The organism is Marispirochaeta aestuarii (genome assembly GCF_002087085.1).
In the GTDB taxonomy this organism is placed as follows: Bacteria; Spirochaetota; Spirochaetia; order JC444; family Marispirochaetaceae; genus Marispirochaeta; species Marispirochaeta aestuarii.
Map to the genome: position 1 here is coordinate 25987 of NZ_MWQY01000007.1, position 25937 is coordinate 51923.

25 protein-coding genes and 1 riboswitch are annotated in these 25937 nt (G+C 55.8%); of the genes, 8 read left to right on the top strand and 17 right to left on the bottom strand.

Annotated features, from left to right (window positions below; all coding sequences use genetic code 11):
* Nucleotides 1–6: 6 nt before the first annotated feature.
* A complete protein-coding gene (locus tag B4O97_RS07235) occupies nt 7–456 on the bottom strand; it encodes an FxsA family protein (protein ID WP_083049603.1) in 450 nt (149 codons plus the stop codon).
* 118 nt (nt 457–574) lie between these two features.
* Between B4O97_RS07235 and B4O97_RS07240 the strand changes: the two genes are divergently transcribed.
* Genes B4O97_RS07240 through B4O97_RS07260 form a run of 5 tightly spaced genes read left to right on the top strand, consistent with a single transcriptional unit; the run spans nt 575 to nt 5080 of the window.
* A complete protein-coding gene (locus tag B4O97_RS07240) occupies nt 575–1177 on the top strand; it encodes a PAS domain S-box protein (protein WP_083049605.1) in 603 nt (200 codons plus the stop codon).
* A gap of 2 nt (nt 1178–1179) precedes the next feature.
* On the top strand, nt 1180–2271 hold the full coding sequence (locus B4O97_RS07245; RefSeq protein WP_269844553.1) for an ATP-binding protein: 1092 nt from the start codon (nt 1180–1182) through the stop codon (nt 2269–2271).
* A 54-nt stretch (nt 2272–2325) separates the two neighbouring features.
* Entirely contained in the window at nt 2326–3003 is a 678-nt protein-coding gene (locus B4O97_RS07250) for a hypothetical protein (RefSeq protein WP_083049609.1), read from the top strand.
* The gene (locus tag B4O97_RS07255; protein ID WP_083049611.1) at nt 3004–4686 is read left to right on the top strand and encodes a Na/Pi cotransporter family protein; all 1683 of its coding nucleotides are present in this window, start codon (nt 3004–3006) and stop codon (nt 4684–4686) included.
* 31 nt (nt 4687–4717) lie between these two features.
* Nucleotides 4718–5080, top strand: coding sequence for a response regulator (locus B4O97_RS07260; RefSeq protein WP_083049613.1), 363 nt, complete (start codon nt 4718–4720; stop codon nt 5078–5080).
* On the opposite strand, the gene B4O97_RS07265 is transcribed toward B4O97_RS07260, so the two are convergent.
* Nucleotides 5072–5713 carry a lysoplasmalogenase gene (locus tag B4O97_RS07265; protein ID WP_083049616.1) on the bottom strand — a complete coding sequence of 214 codons (642 nt, stop codon included), beginning with the start codon at nt 5711–5713 and terminating at the stop codon, nt 5072–5074. The two genes, B4O97_RS07260 and B4O97_RS07265, sit on opposite strands and share 9 nt — an antisense overlap.
* Before the next feature lie 152 nt (nt 5714–5865).
* Between B4O97_RS07265 and B4O97_RS07270 the strand changes: the two genes are divergently transcribed.
* Together B4O97_RS07270 and B4O97_RS07275 are read left to right on the top strand one after the other, a co-directional pair.
* Nucleotides 5866–7797: a methyl-accepting chemotaxis protein gene (locus tag B4O97_RS07270; protein WP_083049617.1), complete on the top strand. Its 1932-nt coding sequence runs from the start codon at nt 5866–5868 to the stop codon at nt 7795–7797.
* Nucleotides 7798–7841: 44 nt separating this feature from the next.
* The gene (locus B4O97_RS07275) at nt 7842–8585 is read left to right on the top strand and encodes a hypothetical protein (protein WP_083049619.1); all 744 of its coding nucleotides are present in this window, start codon (nt 7842–7844) and stop codon (nt 8583–8585) included.
* On the opposite strand, the gene B4O97_RS07280 is transcribed toward B4O97_RS07275, so the two are convergent.
* The 13 genes from B4O97_RS07280 to B4O97_RS07340 all read right to left on the bottom strand — a co-directional run bounded on the left by B4O97_RS07280 (nt 8577) and on the right by B4O97_RS07340 (nt 21756).
* Complete coding sequence (locus tag B4O97_RS07280; protein ID WP_083049622.1) at nt 8577–9242, bottom strand: HAD family hydrolase; 666 nt, start codon at nt 9240–9242, stop codon at nt 8577–8579. The genes B4O97_RS07275 and B4O97_RS07280 overlap by 9 nt on opposite strands.
* On the bottom strand, nt 9239–10594 hold the full coding sequence (locus tag B4O97_RS07285) for a mannitol-1-phosphate 5-dehydrogenase (RefSeq protein WP_083049624.1): 1356 nt from the start codon (nt 10592–10594) through the stop codon (nt 9239–9241). The genes B4O97_RS07280 and B4O97_RS07285 overlap by 4 nt, the downstream gene beginning before the upstream one ends.
* Before the next feature lie 37 nt (nt 10595–10631).
* Nucleotides 10632–12689, bottom strand: a complete 2058-nt coding sequence (locus B4O97_RS07290; RefSeq protein WP_083049625.1) for a BglG family transcription antiterminator — start codon at nt 12687–12689, stop codon at nt 10632–10634.
* A gap of 3 nt (nt 12690–12692) precedes the next feature.
* Nucleotides 12693–14441: a phosphoenolpyruvate--protein phosphotransferase gene (gene ptsP / locus B4O97_RS07295; RefSeq protein WP_233142981.1), complete on the bottom strand. Its 1749-nt coding sequence runs from the start codon at nt 14439–14441 to the stop codon at nt 12693–12695.
* Complete coding sequence (locus B4O97_RS07300) at nt 14435–14704, bottom strand: HPr family phosphocarrier protein (RefSeq protein ID WP_083049627.1); 270 nt, start codon at nt 14702–14704, stop codon at nt 14435–14437. Before B4O97_RS07300 ends, ptsP begins: the two co-directional genes overlap by 7 nt.
* Before the next feature lie 22 nt (nt 14705–14726).
* A complete protein-coding gene (locus B4O97_RS07305; protein ID WP_083049630.1) occupies nt 14727–15212 on the bottom strand; it encodes a PTS sugar transporter subunit IIA in 486 nt (161 codons plus the stop codon).
* Between the two features lie 140 nt (nt 15213–15352).
* On the bottom strand, nt 15353–16741 hold the full coding sequence (locus B4O97_RS07310) for a PTS mannitol transporter subunit IICB (RefSeq protein ID WP_083049631.1): 1389 nt from the start codon (nt 16739–16741) through the stop codon (nt 15353–15355).
* 245 nt (nt 16742–16986) lie between these two features.
* Nucleotides 16987–17484 carry a 6,7-dimethyl-8-ribityllumazine synthase gene (gene ribH / locus B4O97_RS07315; RefSeq protein ID WP_083049634.1) on the bottom strand — a complete coding sequence of 166 codons (498 nt, stop codon included), beginning with the start codon at nt 17482–17484 and terminating at the stop codon, nt 16987–16989.
* Nucleotides 17481–18722: a GTP cyclohydrolase II gene (ribA, locus tag B4O97_RS07320; protein WP_083049636.1), complete on the bottom strand. Its 1242-nt coding sequence runs from the start codon at nt 18720–18722 to the stop codon at nt 17481–17483. The genes ribH and ribA overlap by 4 nt, the downstream gene beginning before the upstream one ends.
* Nucleotides 18723–18751: 29 nt before the next feature.
* On the bottom strand, nt 18752–19405 hold the full coding sequence (locus tag B4O97_RS07325) for a riboflavin synthase (RefSeq protein ID WP_083049637.1): 654 nt from the start codon (nt 19403–19405) through the stop codon (nt 18752–18754).
* Nucleotides 19386–20561, bottom strand: a complete 1176-nt coding sequence (gene ribD, locus B4O97_RS07330) for a bifunctional diaminohydroxyphosphoribosylaminopyrimidine deaminase/5-amino-6-(5-phosphoribosylamino)uracil reductase RibD (RefSeq protein WP_083049639.1) — start codon at nt 20559–20561, stop codon at nt 19386–19388. The genes B4O97_RS07325 and ribD overlap by 20 nt, the downstream gene beginning before the upstream one ends.
* A gap of 165 nt (nt 20562–20726) precedes the next feature.
* Nucleotides 20727–20879, bottom strand: a riboswitch (FMN riboswitch).
* Nucleotides 20880–20926: 47 nt separating this feature from the next.
* Complete coding sequence (locus B4O97_RS07335; protein WP_083049640.1) at nt 20927–21202, bottom strand: peptidylprolyl isomerase; 276 nt, start codon at nt 21200–21202, stop codon at nt 20927–20929.
* A gap of 71 nt (nt 21203–21273) precedes the next feature.
* On the bottom strand, nt 21274–21756 hold the full coding sequence (locus tag B4O97_RS07340) for a SixA phosphatase family protein (protein ID WP_083049642.1): 483 nt from the start codon (nt 21754–21756) through the stop codon (nt 21274–21276).
* Between the two features lie 96 nt (nt 21757–21852).
* Here B4O97_RS07340 and B4O97_RS07345 point away from each other — a divergent pair, with 96 nt between their 5' ends.
* Nucleotides 21853–22452, top strand: a complete 600-nt coding sequence (locus B4O97_RS07345) for a PHP domain-containing protein (RefSeq protein ID WP_083049644.1) — start codon at nt 21853–21855, stop codon at nt 22450–22452.
* On the opposite strand, the gene B4O97_RS07350 is transcribed toward B4O97_RS07345, so the two are convergent.
* Complete coding sequence (locus B4O97_RS07350; protein WP_083049646.1) at nt 22430–23182, bottom strand: PilZ domain-containing protein; 753 nt, start codon at nt 23180–23182, stop codon at nt 22430–22432. The two genes, B4O97_RS07345 and B4O97_RS07350, sit on opposite strands and share 23 nt — an antisense overlap.
* A gap of 57 nt (nt 23183–23239) precedes the next feature.
* Nucleotides 23240–25921: a glycosyl hydrolase family 65 protein gene (locus B4O97_RS07355; RefSeq protein WP_083049647.1), complete on the bottom strand. Its 2682-nt coding sequence runs from the start codon at nt 25919–25921 to the stop codon at nt 23240–23242.
* Nucleotides 25922–25937: the final 16 nt, after the last annotated feature.

A 25937-nucleotide genomic window follows, 5' to 3' on the forward strand; every position in this document is an offset into this window, starting at 1 on the left:
GAATTCTTATTTCAGGTCATCCCCGCTGTCGGTGACATCCCGTTCGGGTCTGCTCCCGTGCCGGAAAACACCGGAAAAATCGGAGTCCCCCCGCTGAATCATACCGCCGAAACGGCTCTTCAGCCAATCCCGGAAAAATATCCTGGTAAAGGGAATCAGCAGCAGAAATCCGAGAAAATCGGTAATTACTCCGGGAGTAATCAACACGATTCCCGCGGCGAATATCAGCAGGCCGTCTATCATGTCATCCGCCGGGAATATCCCCTGCTGCATGGTGTGCTGGATCTTCATCCAGACCTTGAAGCCTTCCTGCCGCGCCAGGGCAGCTCCCAGAACCCCGGTACCCAGAACGAGAAGCAATGCCATTCCCGCACCGATGTATGAGCCGATCTTTATCAGAAGGTAGAGTTCAAGAATCGGCAGAAGGGTAAAAAAGGGAAGCAGGCGTATGAACATAATCCACTCCTCCTGAAATCAGGGTATCCGGGATCTTCCGGGGGGTCAACGGCCCCGGGCAGCAAAAAGCTGCCGTAAAGCTTGATAATCGAATACAATTCAATATACTGAAATCGAGATGATAAAAAGGTTTGCCCGGTATACCCTTTCGCATCCCGCGCTTCCGCTTTTTTTATTCTGTTCTCCTTCACTTTTCGCGGAGGTGCCCCGGAACCTGACGACCTCTCCCTGGATGCTCTCCATGATGATCCTTCTCGGCGGGATAGGCTTCGGCAGCCTGCTCTTCGTGATTCTCCTGAACCGCGTCATCCGCCGTATTCGCAGGGAGCTGGCGGAGGAGAGCGAAAAATACCGGGCCCTGGTCAACAATACGGGGCTGATGGTCCTGCTCATAGACCCGGAAACCGCGGAAATCCTGGACGCGAACCCGGCGGCCCTTGAGTTTTACGGATACTCCCGGGATGAGCTGAAAAGGAAGACCGTATTTGATTTGAACATCGATGATCAGAATACCGTTCAACAGAGGATCCGGCGAGCAGCGGAATCCGATAAATCCAATATTCATACCCGCCACCGCCTTGCGTCCGGGGAGATCAGAAACGTGGAACTCTTTATCGGTCCGATTGTTACCGGGGGAAGGCGCTGCAATTTCGCCTTTATTCTGGATGAGACGGACAAGATCGAAACCCTCCAGAACCTGGCGGACGAGAAACAGCGCTGAAAATCAAGAATGACTTCCTCGCCAATATCAGCCATGAGCTTCGGACCCCCCTGAACGGAATAATCGGGATGCTGAGTATCCTGGAAAATCTGGATCTTCAGCAGGAGGAACGCTACTTTCTCTCCCTGGCCCAGGAGTCGTCGCAGCAGCTTTTTGAAGTGATCCGAGACCTGCTGGACTTCAGTCAGCTCGACTCGGGGGCCCTGGGGCTGAAGAATGAGGTTTTTGACCTTTCCGAGGCACTGCACATGGGAGCAGGTCTCCTGGCGGCCCAGGCAAAGGAGAAGGGCCTTGAACTGGAGACCAGCATCCATTTTACATATCCCTGGTATCTGGGAGACAGAAGCAGAATTCTGCAGATTATCGTCAATCTTCTCTCCAACGCCGTTAAATATTCCGATTCGGGAACCATACGCCTGGAAGCCGGAGACCGGGAAGGGCTGGAAATTCGGGTAATCGATGAAGGGATCGGCATACCGGAATCCCAGCAGGAAGAGATATTCGCATCCTTTCACCAGCTGGAAAGCCCCTACAACAAACGCGTCAGGGGCGTGGGACTCGGCCTGGCTATTGTCGCGGAACTCCTGAAGCTGATGAAAGGCTCCATATCGGTGGAATCAAAAGAGGGGCAGGGTTCATGTTTTACGGTACATCTGCCGGACAATTTCCGGAAGCAGACAACGGAAAGCTTCGTGGAAGAGGGACCGTCAATACCTGCGGACAAAATCGGGGGCAAGATTCTTATAGTTGAAGACGAAGCAATCAACCGGATCTACCTTTCGAAAATGCTCTCCGGCCACGGGTTTTCCATAGTGGAAGCAACAGACGGGCATCAGGCGGTGGAACGCTGTGTAGCCGAATCTCCGGACCTGGTTCTCATGGACATCAGCCTTCCCCGGCTCAACGGTATAGAGGCTACCAGGGAAATCCACGGTATGGGAAAATACCGGAACCTGCCGATCATTGCGCTGACAGCCCATGCCCACACCGATGATATTGATACCTTTCTCAAGGCCGGGATGAGCCGGGTAATCACCAAACCGGTAAAAGAAGCTTCCCTTCTGGAATCCCTTTCAGAATATCTGAAGACGTAAAGCCGGGTTTTTTAACAGAAATTAAACATAACAGCTGTAGGAAATGGCCCCTGAATGCATTACCATCCTCCCATGACCGGCAGCAGACATACCGGATTCAACCTGGACAGGATAGAACAGTCCCTCAGCTCCTTTCGCAGCCATTTTACCGAAATAAACGCCGCCCTTATTATGAGCAGGGAGGATTTTACCCCCCTGATCGTCTCCCAGCTGATGGAGGCCTACGATTTTGCCAACCATTTATGGAAGAACAGCATCAACCTCTTTTCCCCTTCCGGACTCTACCATATGCTGGAACTGAACCATATCGTGTTATGCGGAACCGACAAGAGCCGCCGGCTGGAGTACTTTGCCCATCTGCAGGAAACCCGGGCGAAGTTTCAGAAAAACATAAAATCAATCCTCGAGTGGTACAGAAAGAAGTATAAAAAGCACACACCCTACAGGCTTGCAGCGGGATACTACACCCGGGCCCTGAGTCATCCCCAGCTCTTCGTGGAAGGGAATCATCGTACGGAAAATATCATCATTAATTATTATCTTATGGGAGAAGGGCTCGGTCCCTATGTGGTATCCCGGGAAACTGCAGTTGAGTATCTGAACCTTTCGGGTATGATAAAATTCAGTTACAAGGGAGAATGGATAACCGACATGAAGCGGGGAAAATACGAGAATGTTTTTGGTGAGTTTCTCCGCAACCATGGTGAATCTGATTTTCTTCTGGAGGGATGAATGGACTGGTCTGCACTTCTCTACAATCCTGTTCTGATCCTTCTGCGGGTTCTGGGGGGACTGGGGATTTTTCTTTACGGTATGCAGACCATGAGCGAAGGGATTCACAAGTGGGCAGGCCCGCGGCTTCACGGCGTTGTTCAGGGGCTTACATCGACCCCGCTGTCGGCGATAGTAACGGGAGCGGGAGTTACCGCCCTTATCCAGTCTTCCTCCGCCACAACGGTTGTACTCGTATCCATGGTTAACGCAGGACTTATCCCCCTCAGAAACGCCATAGCAGTAGTTATGGGGGCGAATATCGGGACAACCTTCACCGCCTGGGCGGTCTCTCTTCTGGGATTCTCCCTGGACATCTCCTCCTTCGCCCTCCCGGCCATCGCCATCAGTCTTCCCTTCCGATTCAGCAGGCGGGAGAGGAACAAGCGTTTCGCATTGATTCTGCTGGGTTTCGGTCTGCTGTTTCTTGGAATCAACGAGATGAAGACAGGGATGTCCGCCCTCGATCAGAGTGATTTTATCTCCCGGGTCCTCCTTATTTTTCCCGAGAAGGGATTGGGTACCCGCCTGATCTTTATTCTTGTTGGAGCCGGTTTAAGCGTGGTACTCCAGTCCTCCAGTGCCGCCATAACCCTTACCCTCACCATGGTCTACCTGGGACAGCTGCCCTTTTCCCTGGCGGCGGCCATCGTACTGGGGGAGAATGTAGGAACAACCCTCACTGCATACTTTGCGGCTCTTGAGATGTCCGTGGAGGCCAGGCGCTGCGCCAGATCACATCTGCTCTTCAACATCTTCGGTGTAATCTGGATGTTTTTTCTGCTGAACCCCATGATTGTTCTGCTGGATATCCTTGTTCCCGGATCCCTTTCGAACCCCCCGGGAACCACCTTTCACCTGGCGGCTTTTCACAGCCTTTTCAACATAGTGAACACCCTGCTCCTGGCGGGATTCATCCCGCAGATAGAGAAACTTGTTATCCGCCTGATTCCCGACAGAAAAACGGATCTCCCGGAAGGCGGAGCCCTTGCGTGGATCAGCGGCAATCTTCCCGAAGCCCGGGATGCCAACCTGATAATCGCCGGGGGAGCCGTTCTGAAGCTCTCCCGGGAAGTGCGGATCATGGCAGACTACGTTATCAACTTTTTTGAACCCAGCCTTGATGAAAGGCAGGAGCTATCCGCTCTGATTGAGAAAAAGGAACAAAGCGTCGACGGTATGGAGGAATCCATCCTTACCCATCTCTCCGAATGTGCGCTGCAGAATCTGAGCGAGGAGCAGGCCCAGTGGGTGGCAGCCCGGATGCGCATAATCGGGGAATATGAACGCATAGCCGACGGCCTGGTGAATATCCATAATCTGTCGGAAAAACTGCTGCGGAAAAAAAGCGGAGCCGGAAGCGAATCAGTCGACCAGATACTGGAAATAGCCTTCGCAGTCAGGGATTTTCTCGAATATATCTCCACCCTGCTGGACCATGCTGTTGCTGACCGGGAAATGGAACTGGCCCGAACAATGGAAGAAGAGATTATCCGCTTCAGAAACAAGCTGGACAAGATATCCCGAAAGCGGATAAAGTCCGGTGGCAACCTGAAGGGAGAACTGCTGTTCATGGAGATAGTCCGTCGCTTCGAGACAATCGGAGATGACTGCATAAGCATAGCAAAGGACCTTTCCCGATAGGTTTTAACACCGCTTACGAGGAGAAAAGGGAATGGCATGCATTCTCCTGGTGGAAGACGAGGCCGTAAACCGCCTGTATCTGCGGCATATCCTCAGCAGAAACGGCTTCACGATTATTGAGGCACGGGACGGATTTGAAGCTGTGGACGCTGCCCGGACGGAGAAACCCGACTGCATTCTGATGGACATCGGGCTTCCGAGAATGGACGGGATCGAAGCTATCAGGCAAATCCGGAGCAGGCGGACCGGGAATCGGATACCCATTCTCGCCGTCACTGCCCATGCACAGATGGCCGATCAGAAACACATCATGGAATCCGGTGCCGACGATATCCTTTACAAACCCTACAAAGAGAAGGAACTCCTGGAGAAACTGCTGCGTTTACTAGGATGAAAGCAGGAACCAGCTGCCGATACCGATACTGATCTGGGCAATGTAATAGGTCGAAAGAATCGACAGTTCATCGTACCTGACGGGACGCACAAACTTGTTCCAGGCAATTATACAATCCGAGAGGGCGATCAGCAGGGCTCCGACAATGAACAGGGGCTGCCGGGTACCGAAGGCCGCACCGATAACCAGGGCGGAAATCGCCGTGTATCCGCAGACGGCCCAGAAGAGCAGGGGATCCTCGATCTTCGGCCTGAGAACCAGCAGAAGGTACAAAAGCAGCGCCAGGGAAAACACCGCCAGAATCGGCAGATTAAAACCCCCGAGAACAAGAAAAGCGCTCAGATACCCCGCATGGGCGAAGAAGAAACCGATTACTCCGTGTATAAAGGTATCATCGCCGCGGGACAGGAAAAAATCCCCCACCATGGAAGCCCCCAGGGCGAAGGCCAGGCCCCATACGAACAGAGCCTCCCCGGCTGTCCCCGCGTAGAGGGCATAGCCGACGAGCAGGAGCAGTACGCTGCCTGTTACCGTCAGTTTTACCTGCGTACGACCTTTTCCCCGGTGAGCGTAACAGATCGATACTATTGCGGTAATCGCAGGAAAAAACCAGAACACATATTTTGTAATCATGGTAGTATTCTACTATTCTCCTGATCCCGGGGCAAGAATTATCGGGAGGTCCTGTCTGTTGTCATCAGGAATGGAGATTACTGTTCTTTTCAATAAATTGCTGGTATACTGTTTTTTACGGATAAAATATACGAAAAAAGGAGACTTCGCTTGTGAATCTTAGAATAAAACTGCTTCTGGCTTTTCTCTGCTTTGCTGTAATATTCGCCGGAGTCGTTCAGGTTACGCTCACGAGTTCCCGGGATGTCGTTGAGCTGGCGAATCAGAGCCGTTTTGCAACCGCAGCCCTCTCGGACTGGAACAAGCTCAACCTGGTAAATATTAAACTCTTGTCTGTATTGAACTCTCCGGACTACTTCAGTCAGAACTGGCCGGAAGCATACGATTCCTTCGACGAAGGAATGACACGGTTGATGGAATCCAGGGAGCTCAACAGCATTCCCCGGATCGCGGATGAGCTGGAGAGCCTTTCAAACCTGTACACCCTGATAAAGCCGAACATCGAATCCATAGGAAGCCTGTATACCGACAAGGAAAATACCGGACTTTTGTCGCGGCTGCGGTCTCAGAGTCTCTATCAGCTCCTGGAACAGGTAAAGAACAACCGCCAGGAAGCAGGACTCTATATTGAGGCACTGCGCTTCGAAAACCTTATAAACAGCCTTGAGATATCCTCCGATGCCTTTGACAAGCTGCTCACCCGGATGCCCACCCTGCTGGACGAAGAGATCCGGAGAGTTTCCGAGAGACAGCAGCTTATGGTACTGGCCGCCATTGCCCTGGTGGGACTTGTCTCCGTACTGTTCGCGATACTCTTCTCCGGACGCATCAGCAGGCGGATTGTCCGCATCGAAGAGGTCATGAGCGCCGTTTCAAATCGCAACCTTACGGTACAGTCGGGTATAAAGGTCAGGGATGAAACAGGGCGGCTGGCGGAGCATATAAACACGGTAATCTCAAATCTGAAGAATATCATTGATGAAATCAAGGAGAGCTCCATGGAGGCGATGCACCTCCAGGAAGAGCTTTCCACCTCCACCGCCGAGTCCTCCGCCGCAATGACCCAGATCGCTGCGAACATCAAGAATATTGAACGCCAGTTCACCTCCCTGGACGAGGTAATTCAGAACGTTGACAAGTCGGTCAACTCCATCAGCCGCCTCATTAATTCCCAGAACCAGGGCATCGAGCAGCAGTCAGCGGCGATTGTGCAGTCATCATCCACAATCGAGGAGATGGCCGCCTCAATTCAGAACATATCCCGCCTGGCCCAGGAACGGGCCGAGGGGGTCCATAATCTGGTTAACGTTACCGCCAGGGGATCGGAGCGGGTGGAAACCACCTCGTCTCTCATCCGGCAGATCTCCAGGGAGATTGAAGGGCTTCTGGAAATAATCGACATAATCAACTCCATTGCCGAGCAGACCGACATGCTCAGCATGAACGCCGCCATCGAATCCGCCCACGCCGGAGAGGCCGGCAAGGGATTTGCCGTAGTCGCAGAAGAGATCCGCAAGCTCGCCGAGTCAACAACGGAAAACGCCCAGATGGTTACCAGATCGCTGAAGTCCATTACCAGCCGTATAACCGAAGCCGATGAAAGCTCCCAGGAGAGTCTTGCGACCCTGAAGGAGGTAAACACCGAGGTGGACAATACCTCGAGGGCTTTTACGGACATCTCCCAGGCAATGGTGGAGATGGCAAACGGCACCACCGAAGTAGTCTCCGGTACCACCGAAGTACGGAGTGCCTCCGACGAGATCAAGCAGGGGGCCGGTTCCATTCAGAAAGAAGCGGAACAGATTTCCCATAACGTGCAGGAAGTACGACAGCTCTCTGCCCAGGTACTGAACGGTATCAGGGAGATAGATGCAGGAGGCGAAGAGGTCATAAAGGCCATAAGCTCCCTCAACGAAGCCGGTACTGTTACCCGGGAGAATATGGCGAACCTTTCATCCATGGTTTCCGCCTTCATAACCAGCAGCGATGAAGCCGGGGATGCTCCTGCGACGGAAAAGGCGTCCGGGGCGGAAGAGACGATGGAAGAAGCAGAAGAAGAGACTGCCGTAAGGATTTCAGACTGATTACGCTTGAAGAAGCCCCGGCGAGGGGATAGACTTTCAGGCGTATGAGAAACGCAACCCCCGTGCTTCTGATCCTCAGTCTGATCCTCGCGGCCCTCAGCTCATGCAGCGTCGCAAGCTCCATTCAGTTGGAGGACGCTGCAGCAGGGAACGTCAATACACGCATAACCATGGATCCCCTCCTGCGTGAGTATCTGGGCGATCTGGCGGAAGTGCAGGGGGCCGATGTGGACGAATCCACCAGTTTCTTTGATACCGCCGCCCTGACAGCGGGATTCGCCACTGCCGACGGGATTTCCCTTACCGGACTGATCCTTGAAGCCCCGGAGACGCTGCGGATTCTCGCCAGCTTCGCCGACATTCAGCATATTTTTCCCGGTAATATCGATACCCGGAGCAACCCGGTTTTCTCCTTCCGGCGTTCCGGAAATACCGGAACCTTGAATATCCGCATAGATTCCCGTAATGTGGCCTCCATTCTGGAGATGATCCCCATGGGGAGCGACCCCGTTTCCCAAACGGTAACCGGAGTTTTTCAGAACGGGGGCGACGAAGAGGAGCTCAAGGAGATGCTGATCTGGACCTTTGAGGAGTACGCCCCGGCGGATACCATAGAAAGAATGATTGATTCCGCCGCCATTCTTCTCCGCATACAGGTACCCGGACGGATTGAAAACATCGAGGGAGGAATACGACATTCGGCGGACACGGCAGAGTTCCGGATTCCCCTTCTGCGCTTCATGAGCCTGAACCCTCCCCTTGAGTTCGCGGTCAGCTATTCACTGTAGATCAAGAAACCGGAGGATTCTCCTGCGTTCCTTCCGGGAAAAACCGGTAATCTTCAGGTCCGGCTCGAAGGCTGGAGTATTCCAAGATTCCGCTGTTTCAAGACCAATACAGAAAAGCCCCGCACGTCTGGCGGATTCGATCCCCGAGGGGGAGTCCTCAATCGCCGCTGCACTGCGGAAGGGTACCCCCAGGAGTTCCGTTGCCCTCCGATAGGGTTCAGGATCCGGCTTGCACCTGTCCACCTCGTCACCGGCAACCCGCACAGGAAAGTATAACGAAAAGCCGGCCGTCTCCAGCACATGATCGACATAGGCCCTGGCCGAGGATGACGCTACTGCCGTAAGTATCCCCAGGGAACGAAGCTCCACCAGCAGTTCAGAGACTCCATCCCGGGGAAGAAGGGCCCGGGAAGAGAGTCTTTCCAGGGTCCGTGCAGCCTGAAGCTTCGCCATGTTCTTTGCCCCGGGGTGCCCGGTCAGCTGGTTTTCACTGATCAGAGTTTCCCACATCTCTTCATCGGACACCCCGATAAAGCGGCGCGTCTCTTCCCGGGAAAGGGATATTCCCAGATCCCCGGCCAGGGCAACCAGGGTTTCGGCATGAAAGGGTTCGGAATCCACCAGGACCCCGTCCAGATCGAAGATAACAGCCTTCAAGGAAGAGAGCTCTCCCGTTTCGTCGGAGGCGTTACCGGCGTCAGGCGGACCACCGGTTTCCCCCGGCTGGCCACAATGATCTCCCGTCCCGCCATGGCTTCATCCACGAGCTGGGCGAAGTTATCCCTGGCCTCCTTCATTGAGACGATTCTGATCCACTGCCGGACGTAATTCCGCACAAGGTCTTCGACTCCCCGGTCCTCGTAGGCGTTTTCAATGGCCGTCAGCACATCCGCATCCTTCAGGGAGGTTACGCGGGGAATCACCTCCCTGATATCGCTGATTTCAAGCAGCTCCCGCAGGCGTTCTGCCTGGGGATCATCCTCGTTACGGAAATAGAGGGCCGCAGCAATACCGATCAGCAGGTTCTGGTTCGGGAAACCGTACTCTATGGTTCCCCGCAGGGGCTTGATCAGTCGATCGTCAAATCCGAGCTTCCGCAGCGGCTGCCTTCCGACCCGCTGGACATCGTCCTTGAGCCAGGGATTTTCAAAACGCCGCAGGATTTTTTCGATGTAGCCCCTGTGTATGTCCCGGTCAAATCCATACCGTCGCACCAGGACCTCGCCGCTCTCTTCCATGGCCCCCCGGACCACCTGCCGGACCTGTTCATCCCGTATACTCTGGTCTATTGTCCGGTGGCCGTACAGGGAACCGAGATAGGCCGCGATGGCATGGCCGGTGTTCAGGGTAAAGAGTTTTCGTTCCACGAAGGCAGTCAGAGTGTCGGTCAGCTGCATCCCCTCGATCTCGGGGATGCTGCCGGCGAAGCCTCGCCGGTCGACAATCCATTCGCTGAACTCCTCCACCCGCACCCGAAGGATGTCTCCGGACTTCTCCATGGGAGGCACTATCCTGTCTACAGCGGAATCGGGAAATCCCACATGCTCCTTGATGAAGCTTTTTACATCCTTGTCCAGTGAGCCTTCCACCAGTTCCTTCAATCTGCTGGATGCATTAATCATGTTCTCACAGGCGATAATATTGAGTGCTCCGGAGACCCCCTTCTGCATACGGTGTTTGAGCCCCGCCGCAATAGGGGGGGCAATATGTTCAAGAACGGCAGGCCCTACGGCGGTAGTCACAATCTCCGCCTCGGCGATTGCATCGAGGAGCAGTTGATCACCGGGATAACAGCCGCTTACCGGGGTGATGGTTTCTTCCCTGCGGGTTTCTCCGACTATTTCAACAGTATACTCTCCCCTTTTCTGCAGTTCGGGAATTATTGAATCGCTTATATCCACAAACAGAACCCGGTATCCTGAGCGGGACAGGAGGGCACCGATAAAACCTCTCCCGATATTTCCCGCCCCAAACTGTACCGCCAGTTTCATTTCCTTTTCCTTCTGCATTCTTTTCCTCTTTCCTCTGTAAGTCCTGAACAAGGGATCAGCCGAATTTCTGGCTGAACAGGGTCAGGAGCCGTCCCTGGATATCCCGCCTGCTTCCCCTGGCGAGAACATCAGCAAAGTCCCCAAAGTCCGTAAGGGCTATGACTATCTCCGAAAGTGCGTGGGTCTGCACCGGGGAAGCGGTCAGCGGAGCCGCCAGGACAAGTACCGTCGGTTCCATGGGGACTGTCTGGATGACCCCGGCCCGGGGTTCCGGTACCCCCTCGGTACGGCAATGAAGAATGCGGACATTCAATTCTTCAAAAACAAGGCTTCCGTAGGATTCCCTGCGTTCAAAATCCCTTCTCAGGATCTCGGTATTACAGTCTCCCCGTTCGGAAAGAGCCAGGACCGCCTGGGACAGAAGATCCGAGCGGGCCTGGCGTTTCTCGACAAAAAATCCGCTTATCACCGACATGATTACCGGCAGAGACAGATCCTGAGCCTGTCCGCCCAGGGTCACCACATCCCGCTTTCGCTCCGGTCGTTTCGGCTCATCGTTTTCCGGCCGGACTCCAGGTCTCTCCAGATCCGCCGCAGCCTCCCGGAGCTGGGCCCGAATGTCCTCCGGCGAAGAATCGACCCGGATGATCAGATGCCGGCACCCCCGGATTTTTACAGGAAACGAGGAGATCACAAGATCATACTCCCCGGGAACCTGGTTCTCTTCAAAATCGGGATCCCACTGGGAATCTATAAGCACTCCCCGGGGCAGAACATCCCGTACAAGGGCGGCAATATAATTCGACATACCCAGACCTTCCAGGCAAAGTATCCTGACCCTGAGCTCCGGTGCATGTCTGGACTGAAGAACCTCTATATGGGCCCCCAGGGCGAGAGATGCCTCCTGTATCTCCCTGCGAACCTTGGACGGCGAGATATCCGGCAAGCGATCGTCCATTTCCGCCATGAACTGGGTCACCAGCGAGGCGGCCTCCGGGGAGTCCTCCAGCCCGGGATAGGGATGCAGGCCGGTTTCACGCCATCCCGGGATCCCCAGATCGATCCGTCGGGCCGCTGCGGAGAGGGTCATGCGCAGATAGTTCAGGAGCAGCCGGTCATCATGGAGCCAGACCCGGCGGGACCCTTCCAGGCTGCCGAGGGTATGCTCGATGATGGCATTCACCGGTCCCCACAGATCTCCCAGATATTCCTCCACGGATTCCACTGAAGCGGCGGCCGTTTCCAGGGAAGCCAGAACCCGGGCCAGCAGAAGAACTTCCTCATTGGTATCGGAATCGGAGGATAAAAGTTCCCAGGCATCGACGGTCATCATCCTGCGGGCGGCCTGGATATATATTTCCGGAATGTTCAAACCCGAGGGACTGAGGCGGCGAAGGTTTCCGGTAAGAGGTATACGACGGGCAAGAAGAAACAGATAGGAGTAAAGAACCCCGGAGGACGAGGGAGAAAGCCTGTACCCGAGGACATCTTCAGCTTCGCGTATGATCGTAAAAAAACGATCCCGGTAGTCGCGGATTCCAATGAGCCGGATCATCCGCTCCTCACCGCTTCCGCTGTCTCCATCGTTCTCGCTCCCGTATAACAGATATACCGGTACGAAGTTTGGAAAAGCGGACAGGAACAGCATCCGTATATCCGTCTCATCCGCCAGCATTCGCACCCCCGTGCCCTTCTGCTTCTCGATAAAAACGGAATCCGGCAGGATCTCCTCCAGGGATGAAATGTCGCTGCTTACCGTCGAGTCGCTGACAAAGAGGACATGGGCAATTTCGGAGAGTTTTATCCAGTCTGCGGCAAGAATCATGTAGAGCAGGATCAGAAGTGGTCGCTGTCCGCTTTCCGCAACAGAGGGTCCCCGCATATGTCCGGCGCTTTCCATAAGCCGCGTCGGTACCGGATCAATGAGCCGTACCCCGAATCCCCGCCGCCGCTCCATTCGCACGCCCCGAAGGCTCAGGCTGCGTTCCAGGACCTCCAGGTCCCGATGGATCGTCCTGACCCCCGCTCCGGTCGCTTCGGCGATCTGCTCAACGGTTGTGTAGTTTGAGCTGCCCGCGAGGAGTTTCAGCACTTCCAGGAGTCGGGAGGTCATTGCCTATTCCGCCTTCCAGGGGACCGGATCCCCGGAGATCAGTTTCTTCGCATGCATTCTGGCTTCGTCGGCATCGGCGGCAGTCATGAGGCGGGAAGCAAGCTCGTCCAGAGTCGAAGCCCGGGTACCTGCAAGGCAGGCCTTGAGCTCCGGTATGGCATTGATCCCCGCGCTGATCTCATCCACCCCGAGGGCCAGGAGAGCCAGGGCTGAATCAGGATGGCTCGCCATATCCCCGCACACCCCCACGTGGATGCCCGCCTTATGGGCCCCCTCCACAATCCGGGAGATCGCTGCGAGAACCGCCGGATGGAATTCCTGATAATAGGCTGAGACCCTGGGGTTTCCCCGATCCACGGTCAGAAGATACTGGACCAGGTCGTTGGTGCCGATGCTGATAAAATCCGCCTTTTCGGCAAGTCGGTCGACAATCATCACCGAAGCCGGGGTTTCCACCATGATTCCCACGGGCAGAGCTGAAGCTCCTGCCGGGACCAGGGAACGGACGGCGTCTATCTCCGAGGCGGAAATGACCATGGGTATCATCGCTTTGATCTGGTGGCCCTCTTCGAATACACGGGCAATGGCCTGTATCTGGATCTTCAGCTGGGTCTCCCGGGCAAGGAGATACCGGATACCCCGCTCCCCCAGGAAGGGATTGTCCTCCGGAGGGTGAGGAGCATAGGGCAGAGGCTTATCCGCACCGCAGTCCAGGAGACGGACGATGACAGGGGCAGGAGCCATGGCCCTGCAGACTGCCCGGTACTCATCCGCCTGCTGGTCCAGCCCGGGAAAATCGGAAAAACGCATAAAGAGAAACTCCGTCCGAAAGAGTCCTATCCCCGCGGCTCCGAAAGAGGCGGCCTGTTCAGCTTCCGCGACTCCTCCGACATTGGCCATAAGGGCGTAGGGCTTTCCGTCCGCAAGTTCAGGAGCCGCCATTTTCGACCAGGTCCTGCGCTTTTCCTCCTCTTTCCGGGCAGTCTCTTTACGCTTCCGCGCCTCGCTGAGCTTTTTGTGGTCGAGATCGGTATCCACCGTGCCGGCATCACCGTCCACCAGGACCTGCTGACCGCTGCGAACCGCGGCAATCAGACCTTCCACACCGGTAACGCAGGGGATTGAGAGGGATCGGGCAAGAATGGCCGCATGGCTGGTTCTGCCGCCTTTTTCCGTAATGATTGCCGCCACCTGTTCGGTATCCAGGCGTGCCGTAGCCGAAGGGGTAAGCTCTTCGGCCACAATGACGCTGTTCTCCGGCAGTTCCGCAGGATCGCTGATGGACCCGTAGTAGATGGCTTCCGCAAGGCGGCGCCCGATGTCCCGCAGATCTCCCGCCCGCTGCCTGAAGTAATCCGACTCCAGCTCCTCGAACTCCCGGGCAGTCTCCTCGACAAAATCTATCACCGCCCGTTCCGCTATGGCCTCACGCTCCATGATGGCCTCTTCCACTGCTTCGGCCATATCTTCTCCGGTAAGAATCTCCAGATGACCTTCGAAGATTTCCGCCTCATCCTCTCCCAGCTTCTCCCGGATGCGCTCGATCAGGGCAGAGTAGTAGACCGCGGCCACCTTAATGCCCCGGCCGAAGCGTTCCATCTCGCTTTCGCTGCTCCGCCTGGTGTGAGACCGGGTTCCGCCGTCATTGCGGCTGGAGCTGGGTCCGGTACGTCCCAGGGGCACCTCCCGTTCATGGAGCAGGTAGACCGTACCGGCGCCTATCCCCGATGAGGAGGGAATTCCCGTCAGCATTGGGGAGCACCCTCGGGCTGCAGAAGACCTGTCAGGGCTTCAAAAGCCTCCTTTTCGTCCGGCCCCTCGCAGATCAGGGTTACCTCATCACCCTGGACAATACCCAGCTTCATGAGCTTGACAAGACTCTTGCCCGGGGCCTCCTTTCCGTTGCGTTTCAGAACAACCTGGGACTCGAATTTCCTGACCTCTTTTACAAAACGATTCGCAGGCCGGGTATGAAGTCCCTCTTCATTGGTTACCACCAGGTTCCCTTTAAGCATTGTATCCTCCTTGCCCTTAGCCTCAATCGAATTCCCCGGCTTCGAAGGCAGCTGCAAAATTCTGCAGTACAGAGACAGCTTCGTCGTTGTTTCGGGCGTTCCGAAGGGCGTACACATACTTTTCGCTGTCGCAGAGTTCGGCGATCTGGGGCACCGCCTCCTGGTTGTGCTCTTCCCGGTTGGCTGCACCGGCGAAGATCAGCACATCCACCGGATCATTCTCTTCATCCCCGAACTCAACCGGCGAAGCCAGGGTAACCAGAGCATATCCCGTTTTCAGGACCCCGTTTTCCGGCTTGGCATGGGGCATTGCAATGCCGGGAGCGACAATAAAATAGGGACCGATTTCCCTGTGGTTGCTGATCATCGTCTGGACGTAGCGGTCATCGATCAACCCTGCGTCGATCATCATCCGGCCGCCGATTCTGACAGCTTCCTCCCAGTCACGTGCCGTACAACCGACCGCGATAGTCTTACTTTCAATCAATCTGTCCACAAAACAGGCCATACAGCCATCTCCTTTACTGATAGGGTGTGCTTCATCTATAATCGCCCACCGGAAAAACAGATCCTTTCCAATATACTCCGTCGCAGGCGCCCTGTACTCAAGGATCTGCGACGGAAGAAAAACACTTTATGTGCGTCTTATTATACATCCACCGGGGTCTTGCCCGATAGTTCCGCCACAATCTCATCATACTCCGGGGCATTCACAAAGTTGGTAATGCTGAAGTGCCTGGCGTTGGGTGCCGACTGGCGGGCACGCTCGGTCAGGTTGACGTGGGAGATAACCAGATCCGCATCCGTCGGAACTTCATCCACCGGCGCATGCTCCACGTGTACATTCAGCCCTGCGGCCTTGAGTTTTTTCTTCAGCCGGTTTGCCCCCATGGCGCTGGATCCCATTCCGGCGTCACAGGCAAATACGATCTTGGATACCCTGCCGAGTCCCTTGAAATCCTGGGTCTGCTTCTTTGCTGCCTCGAGTTTGTCACCGGCTTCACGGTTCATCCTGTCGAAGCGACGGACAAAGGGCATGGCAACAATAAAGCTCACCGCGGTGGAGACGATAACGGCCATCAGGATTCCCAGGTGGCTGCCTTTCGCCGCAACGGCCATCAGGGCAAAGATGGACCCTGGCGAGGGGGTCGCGAAGGCTCCGGTGCTCAGAAGTACATTGGTCAGGACCCCGGAGAATCCACCTGCAATGACCGCAAGAATAAGAACAGGATTCATCAGTACATAGGGGAAATAGATTTCGTGGATTCCGCCGAAGAAGTGGATGATGATGGCACCGGGAGTCGTGTCCCGTACGGTACCCTTGGTAAAGACGAGGTAAGCCAGGAGAATACCCAGGCCCGGACCGGGATTGGTTTCGATCAGGAAGAGAATCGACTTGCCGGTTTCCTGAACCTGCTGAACGCCCAGGGGACCAAAAACTCCGTGGTTGATCGCATTGTTCAGAAAAAGAATCTTACCCGGTTCCACCAGAATGGATGCCAGAGGCAGCAGACGCATGGAAATAATACTGTCGACACCGGCCATCAGGAAGTGGGAAAGACCATTGATTACCGGACCGATAACAATGAGACCCAGCAGGGAGAGAAGTCCCCCCATAATTCCGGCGGAAAAGTTATTGATGAGCATCTCGAAACCGACGGGAATGACGGGTTCAACCACTTCGTCCCATTTCTTGATCGCCCAGCCGCCCAGGGGTCCCATCATCATGGCGCCGAGGAACATGGGAACGTCCGCGCCGACAATTACGCCCATGGTTGCAATGACACCTACAACACCGCCCCGGACTCCCCAGACCAGTTTTCCACCGGTGTAGGCGATGAGCATCGGCAACATGTAGGTAATCATCGGTCCCACCAGGGCGGCCAGTTTCTCGCTGGGAAGCCAGCCGGTGGGAATGAAAAGTGCGGTAATGAGAGCCCATGCGAGGAAGGCCCCGATATTGGGCATTACCATACCGCTTAAGAATCTGCCGAACCTCTGAATATGGGCCCGGGCACCTAACGCAGTACCTTGCATACAATACTCCTTTTTTCGTGTGCTTGTGAAATCATGCTACGCCCGGTTCCGGAATTCCCGCAACAAAAAGCACTGCGATCCTGGCAGGTGGAAACTTGATTTAATTTGGCAGTTATGGTGAAACTCGAAAAATCCCGCGAAAAATGGAAATGGATATTTTTATACCAATATAGAATTGGATTCCCCGTGGCAGAAGATTCAGGGGCGGCAGTCTTCCGCCGCCCCTGAATTATCCTTTGAAGAAACTAAAGATTCCGAAGTTTCTCCGTCAGGTCCGTCATCTCCAGGGCCGTTTCGGCGGCCTCCCAGCCCTTGTTGCCCGCCTTGGTTCCGGCCCGCTCCACAGCCTGTTCGATGCTCTCGGTGGTAAGGACCCCGAACACCACAGGAACACAGCTTTCCAGACTGATCGCGGCGACCCCCTTGCTGACCTCGTTCGCGACATAATCGAAGTGTGGCGTACTCCCCCGGATCACCGCCCCCAGGCAGATAACGGCGTCACAGGAGCCGGAAGTCGTACAACGCTTCGCCGCAAGGGGTATCTCCCAGGCCCCCGGAACCCGAACAATAGTCAGGTTCCCGTTCCGGACCCCATGACGGGACAGACAATCCAGGGCTCCTTCCAACAGACGTTCGGTAATAAAGGAATTGAAACGGCTCACCACCAGGGCGAAACTTTTACCTTCCCCGTTATGAAGGGACCCCTCCAGGGTTTTTACATCGGAATTGATATTCGCTGTCATAGTGCAATCTCCTTGAGTTTCCGGGGCGCATAATGCCCCATCTGATCTATCTTGGTTTGTACATACCGCAGGTTATGCCTGTTGGCGCCGTGATAGTGGGAGATTCTTTCCACCACCTCGATGCCCGCCCGTTCCAGGGCAGCCACTTTCTCAGGATTATTGGTCAGGAGCCGCAGCCTGGTGTAGCCCGCCTTTTTGAGGGCCGCAGCGGCGCTGCCGTACCGACGAAGATCGGCCTCGTGCCCCAGAGCAATATTGGCGCTTACGGTATCCAGTCCCCGGTCCTGCAGGGTATAGGCCCGGATCTTTTCAAAGATGCCGATCCCCCGTCCTTCCTGCTTCAGATAAACCAGGGCGCCCCCTTCGGCGGCAATCCGGCTCAGGGCTGCAGTGAGCTGGGGACCGCAGTCGCAGCGCAGACTGTGAAAACCGTCTCCCGTCAGGCACTCCGAATGAAGACGTACCAGGGGGACCTCGCCTCTATCCCTGCTTTCAAGGAGGAGCATCTCGGAGGCAGCAGCGTCTTCACAGCGGAAGGCCCGGATACGGAACTCGCCATGCTCCGTGGGCATCATTGCAGAGTCCGTCTCCTCCAGAACAATATCCCCCAGGGCTTCCCGGTAGGCGACGATATCCTTCACGCTTATCAGGGGCATATCCCATTCCGCTGCCAGCTTTTCCAGCTCGGGGCCCCGGGCCATGCTCCCGTCCTCCTGCATGACCTCGCAGATCAGCCCGCTCGGCTCAAGCCCCGCCAGTCGCGCCAGGTCGGCGGAGGCCTCGGTATGCCCCGGCCGGACCAGCACCCCGCCTTTTCTTGCCACCAGGGGAAACAGATGGCCCGGGCGGGTCAGCTGCTCCGGAACCGACCGGGGATCCGCCAGGATCCGTGCAGTCCGGGCCCTGTCCGCCCCGGAGATTCCGGTGCTGATTCCCCGGGCGGCGTCAACGCTCACAGTAAAGGCCGTTCCCATAGCGTCGGTGTTGGAGGGTGTCTGGGGATGGAGCTGCAGACGCCGGGCGGTCTCTTCGGTGACGGACTGGCAGACCAGGCCCCGGCCATGGACGGCCATAAAGGCAACCATGCTTTCATCCGCCAGGGAGGCGGCTCCCACCAGATCGCCCTCGTTCTCCCGACCTTCGTCGTCCCGGACAAGGACCAGTCCGCCGGCCTTTATTTTCTCCAGGGCCTCCCGAACCTGTTCAAGTTTTTTTTCTATTCGTATCTTCCCGTTCATACTCTCTGCTCCTCTTGATTACGGGGCACCTAAACATACCCCAGGGATTCGAGCCTTGCGCGGCTCAAGCCCGCTCCGGTTTTTGTCCCGTCGCCGGAGAATTCCAGCATGCGGGCCACATAGCGTCCAATAATATCCACCTCGATGTTTATACCGTCCCCCGTTTTACGCTCCGACAGAACCGTCTCCCTCCAGGTAAGGGGAATCACGTTTACCCGTACCCGGGAACCTGAAATCCCGGCAATGGTCAGGCTCACACCGTCCAGGGCGATGGAGCCCTCGGCTACGCAGAGGGGCAGAAGTTCATCCGGCAGTTTTACCGAAAGAAAGACGTTCTTATCCTCGATTCTGAGTTCTGCAATCCTCCCCACAGCGTCAATATGCCCCTGCACGAGATGACCACCCAGCCGGTCCCCCAGGGACATGGCCCGCTCCAGGTTTACTCTGCGCCCCTGCCGGAAATGACCCAGGGTCGTCTTTTTCAGAGTCGCCGCCAGGGCCTCGACGCAAAACGCTCCATCCCGAATCGCCGTGACCGTCTGGCATACACCGTCCAGGGAAATGGAATCACCCACGGCGCTTCCCTCCAGAACCTTCGCACAGGCAATCTCCATATGCTGATACTCGCCCTGACGCCGCAGGGAACGGATAGTCCCGATCTCCTCAACAAGTCCCGTGAACATACGCTGCCTCCTGTACCGTGAAATTACTTCGCAGCTCTTCGAGCCAGCCGGAACGGTAGGCATCAAAAAGCTGCTGGTCTCCGATCCTGAACCAGTTGACCCCTTCAAAGGCAAGGCCGTCTCCTGCCCTGGTGATTCCGAGGTCTCCCACGGCCTCCACGCCCGAACCGAGAAGCACGGGAGCGACGAAGGCGCTGAGGCGGTCATACAATCGATGCTTCAGGAAGGATGTCAGGAGACCGGAACCTCCTTCCACGAGCAGGGACCCGATCCCCTGCGCATAAAGCAGATCCAGGGCGGACGACAGGTCTGCCTTTCCTGTCGAATCAGGCTCTGCATACAGAACCCGTACTCCCCGCTGTTCAAGTCTGTGCTTCACGTCAAAAAAGTTTTCCGTCACATCTTCCGACGGAACCGCCAGAACAATCAGCTCATCTCCCCGCTCCCTCACCAGTCGGGATTCAAGGGGAATTTTCAGGGAGGAGTCGAATACGACAGGACGGGGACTGTGTCCTTCAACGAGACGGGTAGAAAGTTCGGGGTCGTCCGCCAGCACGGTGCCGATCCCCACGGCGATGGCATCCCGCTCGGACCGGAACCTGTGCCCAACCCGGCGGGCGGACTCATCGCTTATCCAGCGGGAATCCCCCCCGGCTGCGGCGATACGGCCATCCAGGCTCATGGCGCATTTCAGATGAACAAAGGGGCGGGAGAGGACCATCCTGGTATTGAAGGCGTCATTGAAACGCCAGAAGGCTTCGTTTTCCTCGCTGAGACTCACCCCGATGCCGACCTCCCGCAGGGCCAGAACTCCCCTTCCGCTGACCTTCGGATTCGGGTCAGGCTGACCGATGTGTACATGCCGCACCCCGGCGGCGATAATCCGCTCCGTACAGGGAGGCTGAAGCTTCTCCGGCGATCTGTAGGAGCAGGGTTCAAGGCTGCAGTAGAGTTCCGCTCCCCCGGCTTCGGATCCGGCGGCTTCAAGGGCCGCGGCTTCCGCATGGAGGTCGCCATGGCGGCGGTGGCAGCCCTCGGCGATGATCCGACCGTCTTTGACCAGGACTGCCCCGACCATGGGATTCGGAGAGGTCCTGCCCCGACCCCTGGCGGCAAGCTCGAGGGTCCTTTCAAAGAAAAATGAGTCTATGTTCATAAACGCTCCCGGTCGGGGCGCACAGGTATGGCGGGAGACCCGTCATGGCACAAAAAAACCCGGGCATAACGCCCGGGGCCTTTTGTTCACGACGGGAGGCAGGACAGGGATACTCACCTGAGACGGCATATACTTATGCCGCGGTACACGGACGATCCCCGTTCCACTGGTTTTCTCCCATCCGGACTGTACCGTCGGTACCGGAATTTCACCGGTTCAGCTCTCTTTCAGCGAATATCGCCGAGAACTCGCGGACTTTAACCGCCGGTCGGGAATTGTCGAAGAATCAGATCGACGCACCCTGCCCCGAAAACCGGGACCAGATTACAGAATTTTCCACCAGGGCGTCAAGACTCCGGTTTTCCCTATCGCCGTCCCGTCAGCTTTATTATGTGATGTCCGAACTGGGTGGAAACAACGGGACTGATGCTTCCCACGGACATCTTTTTACAGGCCTCTTCAAATTTGGGAACCATCTTTCCCGGACCGAACCAGCCCAGGTCTCCCCCCTTCGATTTTGACGGACAGGTGGAAAAATCCCTGGCAAGGGCAGCGAAATTTCCCCCGGATTTGATTCTCTTTAACAGCTCCTGCGCAAGGGCCCGGTCCTTGACCAGAATGTGACTGGCTCTCCACTCCACCCGGCGGCCTCCTTATCGATTTTGGTTTCTACTATATACGGCATTTTCCGTTTTTCGCAATCCTGGCGGACTCAGTCTCCCCGAATAATCTCCACACTCTCCGGAGAGGGACGCTGCCGCAGCTCTTCCCAGGAGCTGAGGGCGAAGCGCAGTACAGCACAGTCGCCGGTACCCAGGGGGGTACTTTTTCCCCCCAGCAGGGAAGCGGTTTCCTCAAAAGCGGGATTATGCCCCACCAGAAGTACCCTGTCCAGGGAGTTGTCCAGGCCGGTGATAAACTCGATGAGGGAGGAGTCGTCGATATTGTACAGCTCATCCCGGGCGTCCACAGGTTCGGGATACTCCGTCTCCTGGGCGCAGATTTCCGCCGTTGCCCGGGCCCTGACCGCGGATGAGGTGATTATGCGATCCGGAACAAGGCCGGTCTTCTTCAGGTATCCTCCGATATGTCTCGCCTGAGTGACTCCCCGTCCCTTGAGTTCCCTGTCCCAGTCACGGGTGTAGCCTCCGCGATGGGTTTTTCCATGTCGTAAGAGAAGCAGAGTTTTCAGCATAGGTGCCTCCTGCCTTAATATTAATACCGATCAACATTTATCGTAAACCGCTAATACCCTTAACGAAAACAATACTCTGGGGTAATATGGGTCGAAATGAACACAATTCTTCAGGACCTCCATATCCATACCGTCTACTCCGTCGGGGACAGCGCTGTAGTTCCCCAGATGACCATAGATTTTATCGCCTCCCTGGAACACGCCGATATCCGCGGCATAAGCGACCACTTCGAGTACCTTCAGGGCGAAATTTTCGAGACTTACCGGCATGACGTAAGGGCCCACGGGTTTTATCTCGGCTGTGAAATAAACACCGGCGAAGAGACCCGGGAAGCTGTTGAGTACCCTTACGACTATTTTATCTACCACTGCAGGGACAGAGAAAGCGAATACCGCGGGGCGGAATTTCTGGTCTCCACCGGCAAGCCGGTCATCATCAGCCATCCCATGGCCATGGGAGCGAACCTCGCCAGGGTGCCCCGGGAGTGTTTTATCGAGATAAATAACCGCTATATCTGGCGGGGAGACTACATGAACTACTTCTCGCCCTGGACGGGGGAGTTCAATTTTGTTTTCGGTTCAGACGCCCATCAGCCGAACTGGCTGAACCAGACCATCGCCCGAAAAGCGGCAGGGGACCTGGGAATAGAGGAGAGCATCCTTTTCCCGAAGCCTACACCTGCAGGGACTCGATGAAACCCTGCAGGGTCTGGATAATGTAGCGGCGGATCTTCGTCTTTTCTGATGCGGCGGTTTTAGGAGTGAACAGAATTACGTAGCGTTTGGGTTTCTCTTCGCGAAAGCCCATCACAACGCCGGACAGGTTAATCAGGCTGCTTCGAAGCCGAAGCTGGATCCCCTCAAGCAGGGTGTTTTTCTGCAGTTCAGGATCAGTATCAAACTGGATCGCCATTCCGATGGAACTGATATCGATGATTTTTCCTGTGACAACAGTGTCAAAAACCCGCACATTGAACTGTGCGGAGGAATCATGCTCACAGTTTACCCGGACAAACTTTCTCCGCCCCTTGGCCTCGCTCGCCTCGAGGACGGTCAGGATGATTTTCGTACTCTCTTTAAGGCCGAGTTTCAGCTGGATAAAACCGCAGGTAATCCCGATATCCATGAGATACTTCTTTTTGAGTTCCTCGTTGTTATTGTAGGAGAGAATACCGATACGAATACTGTCCAGGGCGGGGTTCCGTGCGATCCCCCGGATGTACTCCTCCCACTCGCTCTCATCCAGACGTTCGTCAATGTTGATAAAGAGGATGGAGTCGGGAAACTTCTCCAGGATTCTCAATGCCCGGTTATGGTCCTTAAGGCGGTACACCTCGTACTCGCTCTGAACCAGGGTATAAATAAGGTCGTCCTGGATAACGCTGTGGGGATATAAAAGAAAGACCTTCCGTCCGTTAATACTCATTACCGCCTCAGGGTATACATTCTTACTCCGCCGGTCAAGAACACATATTGTGGTGTGCTAAAGCCGATGAAACTTCCTGAACTCCTCAATCAGCGCCGACGCCGAGGGAAGATTCTCAGGATACGGCTCCTTCAGACAGTAACAGGGAAGCCCCGCTCGCCCGGCGGCGACAACAGCGTCTTCATGATCGCTGAGAATCATGCAGTTTCTTAAAGGCTCCTCCGCCACGGTGGCTCCGGTAAAAAAGGGTTCCGGATCGGGGACGTTCTTGACGATCTCCTCCAGGCCGGCAAAAAGAGAAGTATGGGCCTTGAGGGGATGGATTTCCGAAGCACCGCAGAGTACGGTCCGGATCCCCAGGCTTTCCAGGTTCTCCAGGAGGCGGACGACCTTTTCCCGCGACTTCGGTTCGGGTTCCGCAAGATAGATCAGCATGCTTTTCAGCTCCGGAACCAGGCTTCGGGAAACCGGGATTCCGGGAACCAGGGTAATGGTTTCGTACTCGTGGCGCAGACTGATTTCCTCTCCCTTTTCGAGCTCGTAGCGTGCTTCCTTTCTGTCAAAGGAGACGGACACAAGACTCTCCTTCAGCCGGAGCCTGAATTCAAGGCCGTTGATCTCCCTGGGCAGGTGGGGTTCAAACCAGGCCTCCCCGTTATCGATCTTTAAACCGCCGAAGCCGAAAACAAGGCTCTGCCAGGTTCCCCCCGTCGCCGCCATGTGCAGCCCGTCCCGGACATTTCCCTGGATATCCTCGAGATCCACATTCAGGTTGCGCTTGAAAAACTTCCAGGCCTCCCGGAGCCGTCCCTCCCTGGCGGAGATGATAGCCTGTACCGGAGCTCCCAGGGATGAGTCGAAGGTGGTTATGGGGGTATAGAACTCATAGGCCCGCAGGTGTTCGCCGTCGGAAAACTCCTCGGGCAGCAGGAAGGCTGTCATCAGCATGTCCGGCTGCTTCAGCACCCGATGACGATAGATCACCAGGGGATGAAAATTCAGAAGCAGGGGGTACCGGTCCCTGGGGGTATTCTCAAAATCCCAGGGCTCCCGGGCAAGGATATCGTCGTCCTGCAGATGGATTCCCAGGTCCGGATCATAGGGAATGTGCATTCCCTCGGCGGCCTTCATCCAGGTATCCACCTCGTCGGGCTGCAGACCGAGAATCCCGCTGACCCGCTGCAGCTGTTCAAAGTGCTCTTCCGCCATCCAGTAATAAATCTCCCTGGCATAGCGCAGGTGGAAGCGGGCCATCATATTGGTATAGCAGTTGTTGTTGACCAGGGCGGTGTACTCATCCGGACCGGTGACGCCGTTAATGCAGAACCTGCCCCCTTTGGCCTGGTTGAAAAAGCCCAGGGAGACCCAGGCCCTGGCGGTTTCAAAGAGCATCTCCGCCCCTTCGTCCAGCAGGTACTCATAGTCTCCGGTTACAGCAACATACTGGCGAATGGCATAGGCGATAGCCGCGTTGATATGATACTGGGCGGTCCCGGCAAGGAAGTAGGCCGAGGCCTCCTGACCGTTTATGGTCCGCCACGGGAAAAGGGCACCCTTCTCCGCAAGTTCCCTCGCCCGCGCCCGGGCCGCATCGAGCATGCGGTAGCGGTTTCTCAGGATTTCCCTGGCGCATTTTTGCTGGGTAAAGGTAAAGAAGGGCATGATAAATATTTCCGTATCCCAGAAGAAGTGGCCCTCGTAACCTTCGCTGGTCAGCCCCTTGGCGGGGACGCTGCTGTCTATCAGAAAACGTCCCGCCTGGTAAAGCTGAAAAAGACTGTAACGGACTTTACGCTGCACCTCGGGGTTACCGTCAATGCGAACATCGCTGACCCGCCAGAACCTGTTCAGGTGCTCCTTGTGCTCGGAGAAAAGGATATCGAAACCCCGTTCAGCAGTGGAGCGCAGATCGTTCATCAGGGCTGTCAGGTCGGCTTCATCTCCTTCCGGAACCAGCCGGATATAGGCGAACTTTCTGAAGGTAACCGTCTCACCCTCTGAAACCCGGAATATCGTGGCGGTACCCGGCTGCCTGTCATCCGGCAGGGCTACCAGCTCCTGGGGATCCCGGTCGGCGGAATGGGTTATACCCGATGCGACGGCAATCCTGCTGAGGCGGGTGCGCTCTGTAAGACCGACGGCATTGCCTTCCCGCTGGAAGCTGATGATCTTCTTGCTCTCCCCGGTGTGGGCGGCGACCCGGGGGTCTCCGAAATCGATACGGTTGGTGGTTCCTCCGTCAAGATAGGACTCAAAGACCACGGATGAATCGGAATCCAGGGGGGTGATTTCTATCTCCATGGCCATCAAAAAGGGGTCTGCCAGGGATACAAAGCGGCGGCTCCGATATCGCAGCTTCTGGCGGGAAGGCAGTTCCAGAACCATACTGCGCTCCAGGGTTCCGGTCCTGAAATCGAGACGCCGCCGGTATTCAAGAAGACGGCACTCCCGACTGCTGAGGAGGGTCCCGTTTACCCTGACTTTTACCAGTTTGGGATTTGCGGTATTCTGTATGGTCTGATGGAATTTTGCATAACCGTAGGCGGATTCCCCGTATTCAATGGGCCGTATCTCGTAAAACCCGTTAACATAGGTTCCCGGATGGAAATTCCCATCCCCTTCCTCAAAGTCACCGCGTATACCTATGTAACCGTTACTCAGGGCAAAGAGGGTTTCATTGCGGGGAACCAGGTCGGGATCAAATTCGGTTTCCTCAAGGATCCAGGTGTCTGGTGTCATGGATACTCCTGCGGAT

What these genes read in the sequence shown, in the direction of transcription:
- B4O97_RS07260 (WP_083049613.1), top strand. Translation starts at nt 4,718, where the DNA reads ATGGCATGCATTCTCCTGGTGGAAGACGAGGCCGTAAACCGCCTGTAT.
- B4O97_RS07250 (WP_083049609.1), top strand. Translation starts at nt 2,326, where the DNA reads ATGCATTACCATCCTCCCATGACCGGCAGCAGACATACCGGATTCAAC.
- B4O97_RS07350 (WP_083049646.1), bottom strand. Translation starts at nt 23,182, where the DNA reads ATGAGTATTAACGGACGGAAGGTCTTTCTTTTATATCCCCACAGCGTT.
- B4O97_RS07325 (WP_083049637.1), bottom strand. Translation starts at nt 19,405, where the DNA reads ATGTTCACGGGACTTGTTGAGGAGATCGGGACTATCCGTTCCCTGCGG.
- B4O97_RS07310 (WP_083049631.1), bottom strand. Translation starts at nt 16,741, where the DNA reads ATGCAAGGTACTGCGTTAGGTGCCCGGGCCCATATTCAGAGGTTCGGC.
- B4O97_RS07305 (WP_083049630.1), bottom strand. Translation starts at nt 15,212, where the DNA reads ATGGCCTGTTTTGTGGACAGATTGATTGAAAGTAAGACTATCGCGGTC.
- B4O97_RS07300 (WP_083049627.1), bottom strand. Translation starts at nt 14,704, where the DNA reads ATGCTTAAAGGGAACCTGGTGGTAACCAATGAAGAGGGACTTCATACC.
- B4O97_RS07285 (WP_083049624.1), bottom strand. Translation starts at nt 10,594, where the DNA reads ATGCAGAAGGAAAAGGAAATGAAACTGGCGGTACAGTTTGGGGCGGGA.
- ribH (WP_083049634.1), bottom strand. Translation starts at nt 17,484, where the DNA reads ATGACAGCGAATATCAATTCCGATGTAAAAACCCTGGAGGGGTCCCTT.
- B4O97_RS07355 (WP_083049647.1), bottom strand. Translation starts at nt 25,921, where the DNA reads ATGACACCAGACACCTGGATCCTTGAGGAAACCGAATTTGATCCCGAC.
- ribA (WP_083049636.1), bottom strand. Translation starts at nt 18,722, where the DNA reads ATGAACGGGAAGATACGAATAGAAAAAAAACTTGAACAGGTTCGGGAG.
- B4O97_RS07345 (WP_083049644.1), top strand. Translation starts at nt 21,853, where the DNA reads ATGAACACAATTCTTCAGGACCTCCATATCCATACCGTCTACTCCGTC.
- B4O97_RS07265 (WP_083049616.1), bottom strand. Translation starts at nt 5,713, where the DNA reads ATGATTACAAAATATGTGTTCTGGTTTTTTCCTGCGATTACCGCAATA.
- ptsP (WP_233142981.1), bottom strand. Translation starts at nt 14,441, where the DNA reads ATGCTGACGGGAATTCCCTCCTCATCGGGGATAGGCGCCGGTACGGTC.
- B4O97_RS07240 (WP_083049605.1), top strand. Translation starts at nt 575, where the DNA reads ATGATAAAAAGGTTTGCCCGGTATACCCTTTCGCATCCCGCGCTTCCG.
- B4O97_RS07290 (WP_083049625.1), bottom strand. Translation starts at nt 12,689, where the DNA reads ATGACCTCCCGACTCCTGGAAGTGCTGAAACTCCTCGCGGGCAGCTCA.
- B4O97_RS07275 (WP_083049619.1), top strand. Translation starts at nt 7,842, where the DNA reads ATGAGAAACGCAACCCCCGTGCTTCTGATCCTCAGTCTGATCCTCGCG.
- ribD (WP_083049639.1), bottom strand. Translation starts at nt 20,561, where the DNA reads ATGAACATAGACTCATTTTTCTTTGAAAGGACCCTCGAGCTTGCCGCC.
- B4O97_RS07255 (WP_083049611.1), top strand. Translation starts at nt 3,004, where the DNA reads ATGGACTGGTCTGCACTTCTCTACAATCCTGTTCTGATCCTTCTGCGG.
- B4O97_RS07340 (WP_083049642.1), bottom strand. Translation starts at nt 21,756, where the DNA reads ATGCTGAAAACTCTGCTTCTCTTACGACATGGAAAAACCCATCGCGGA.
- B4O97_RS07235 (WP_083049603.1), bottom strand. Translation starts at nt 456, where the DNA reads ATGTTCATACGCCTGCTTCCCTTTTTTACCCTTCTGCCGATTCTTGAA.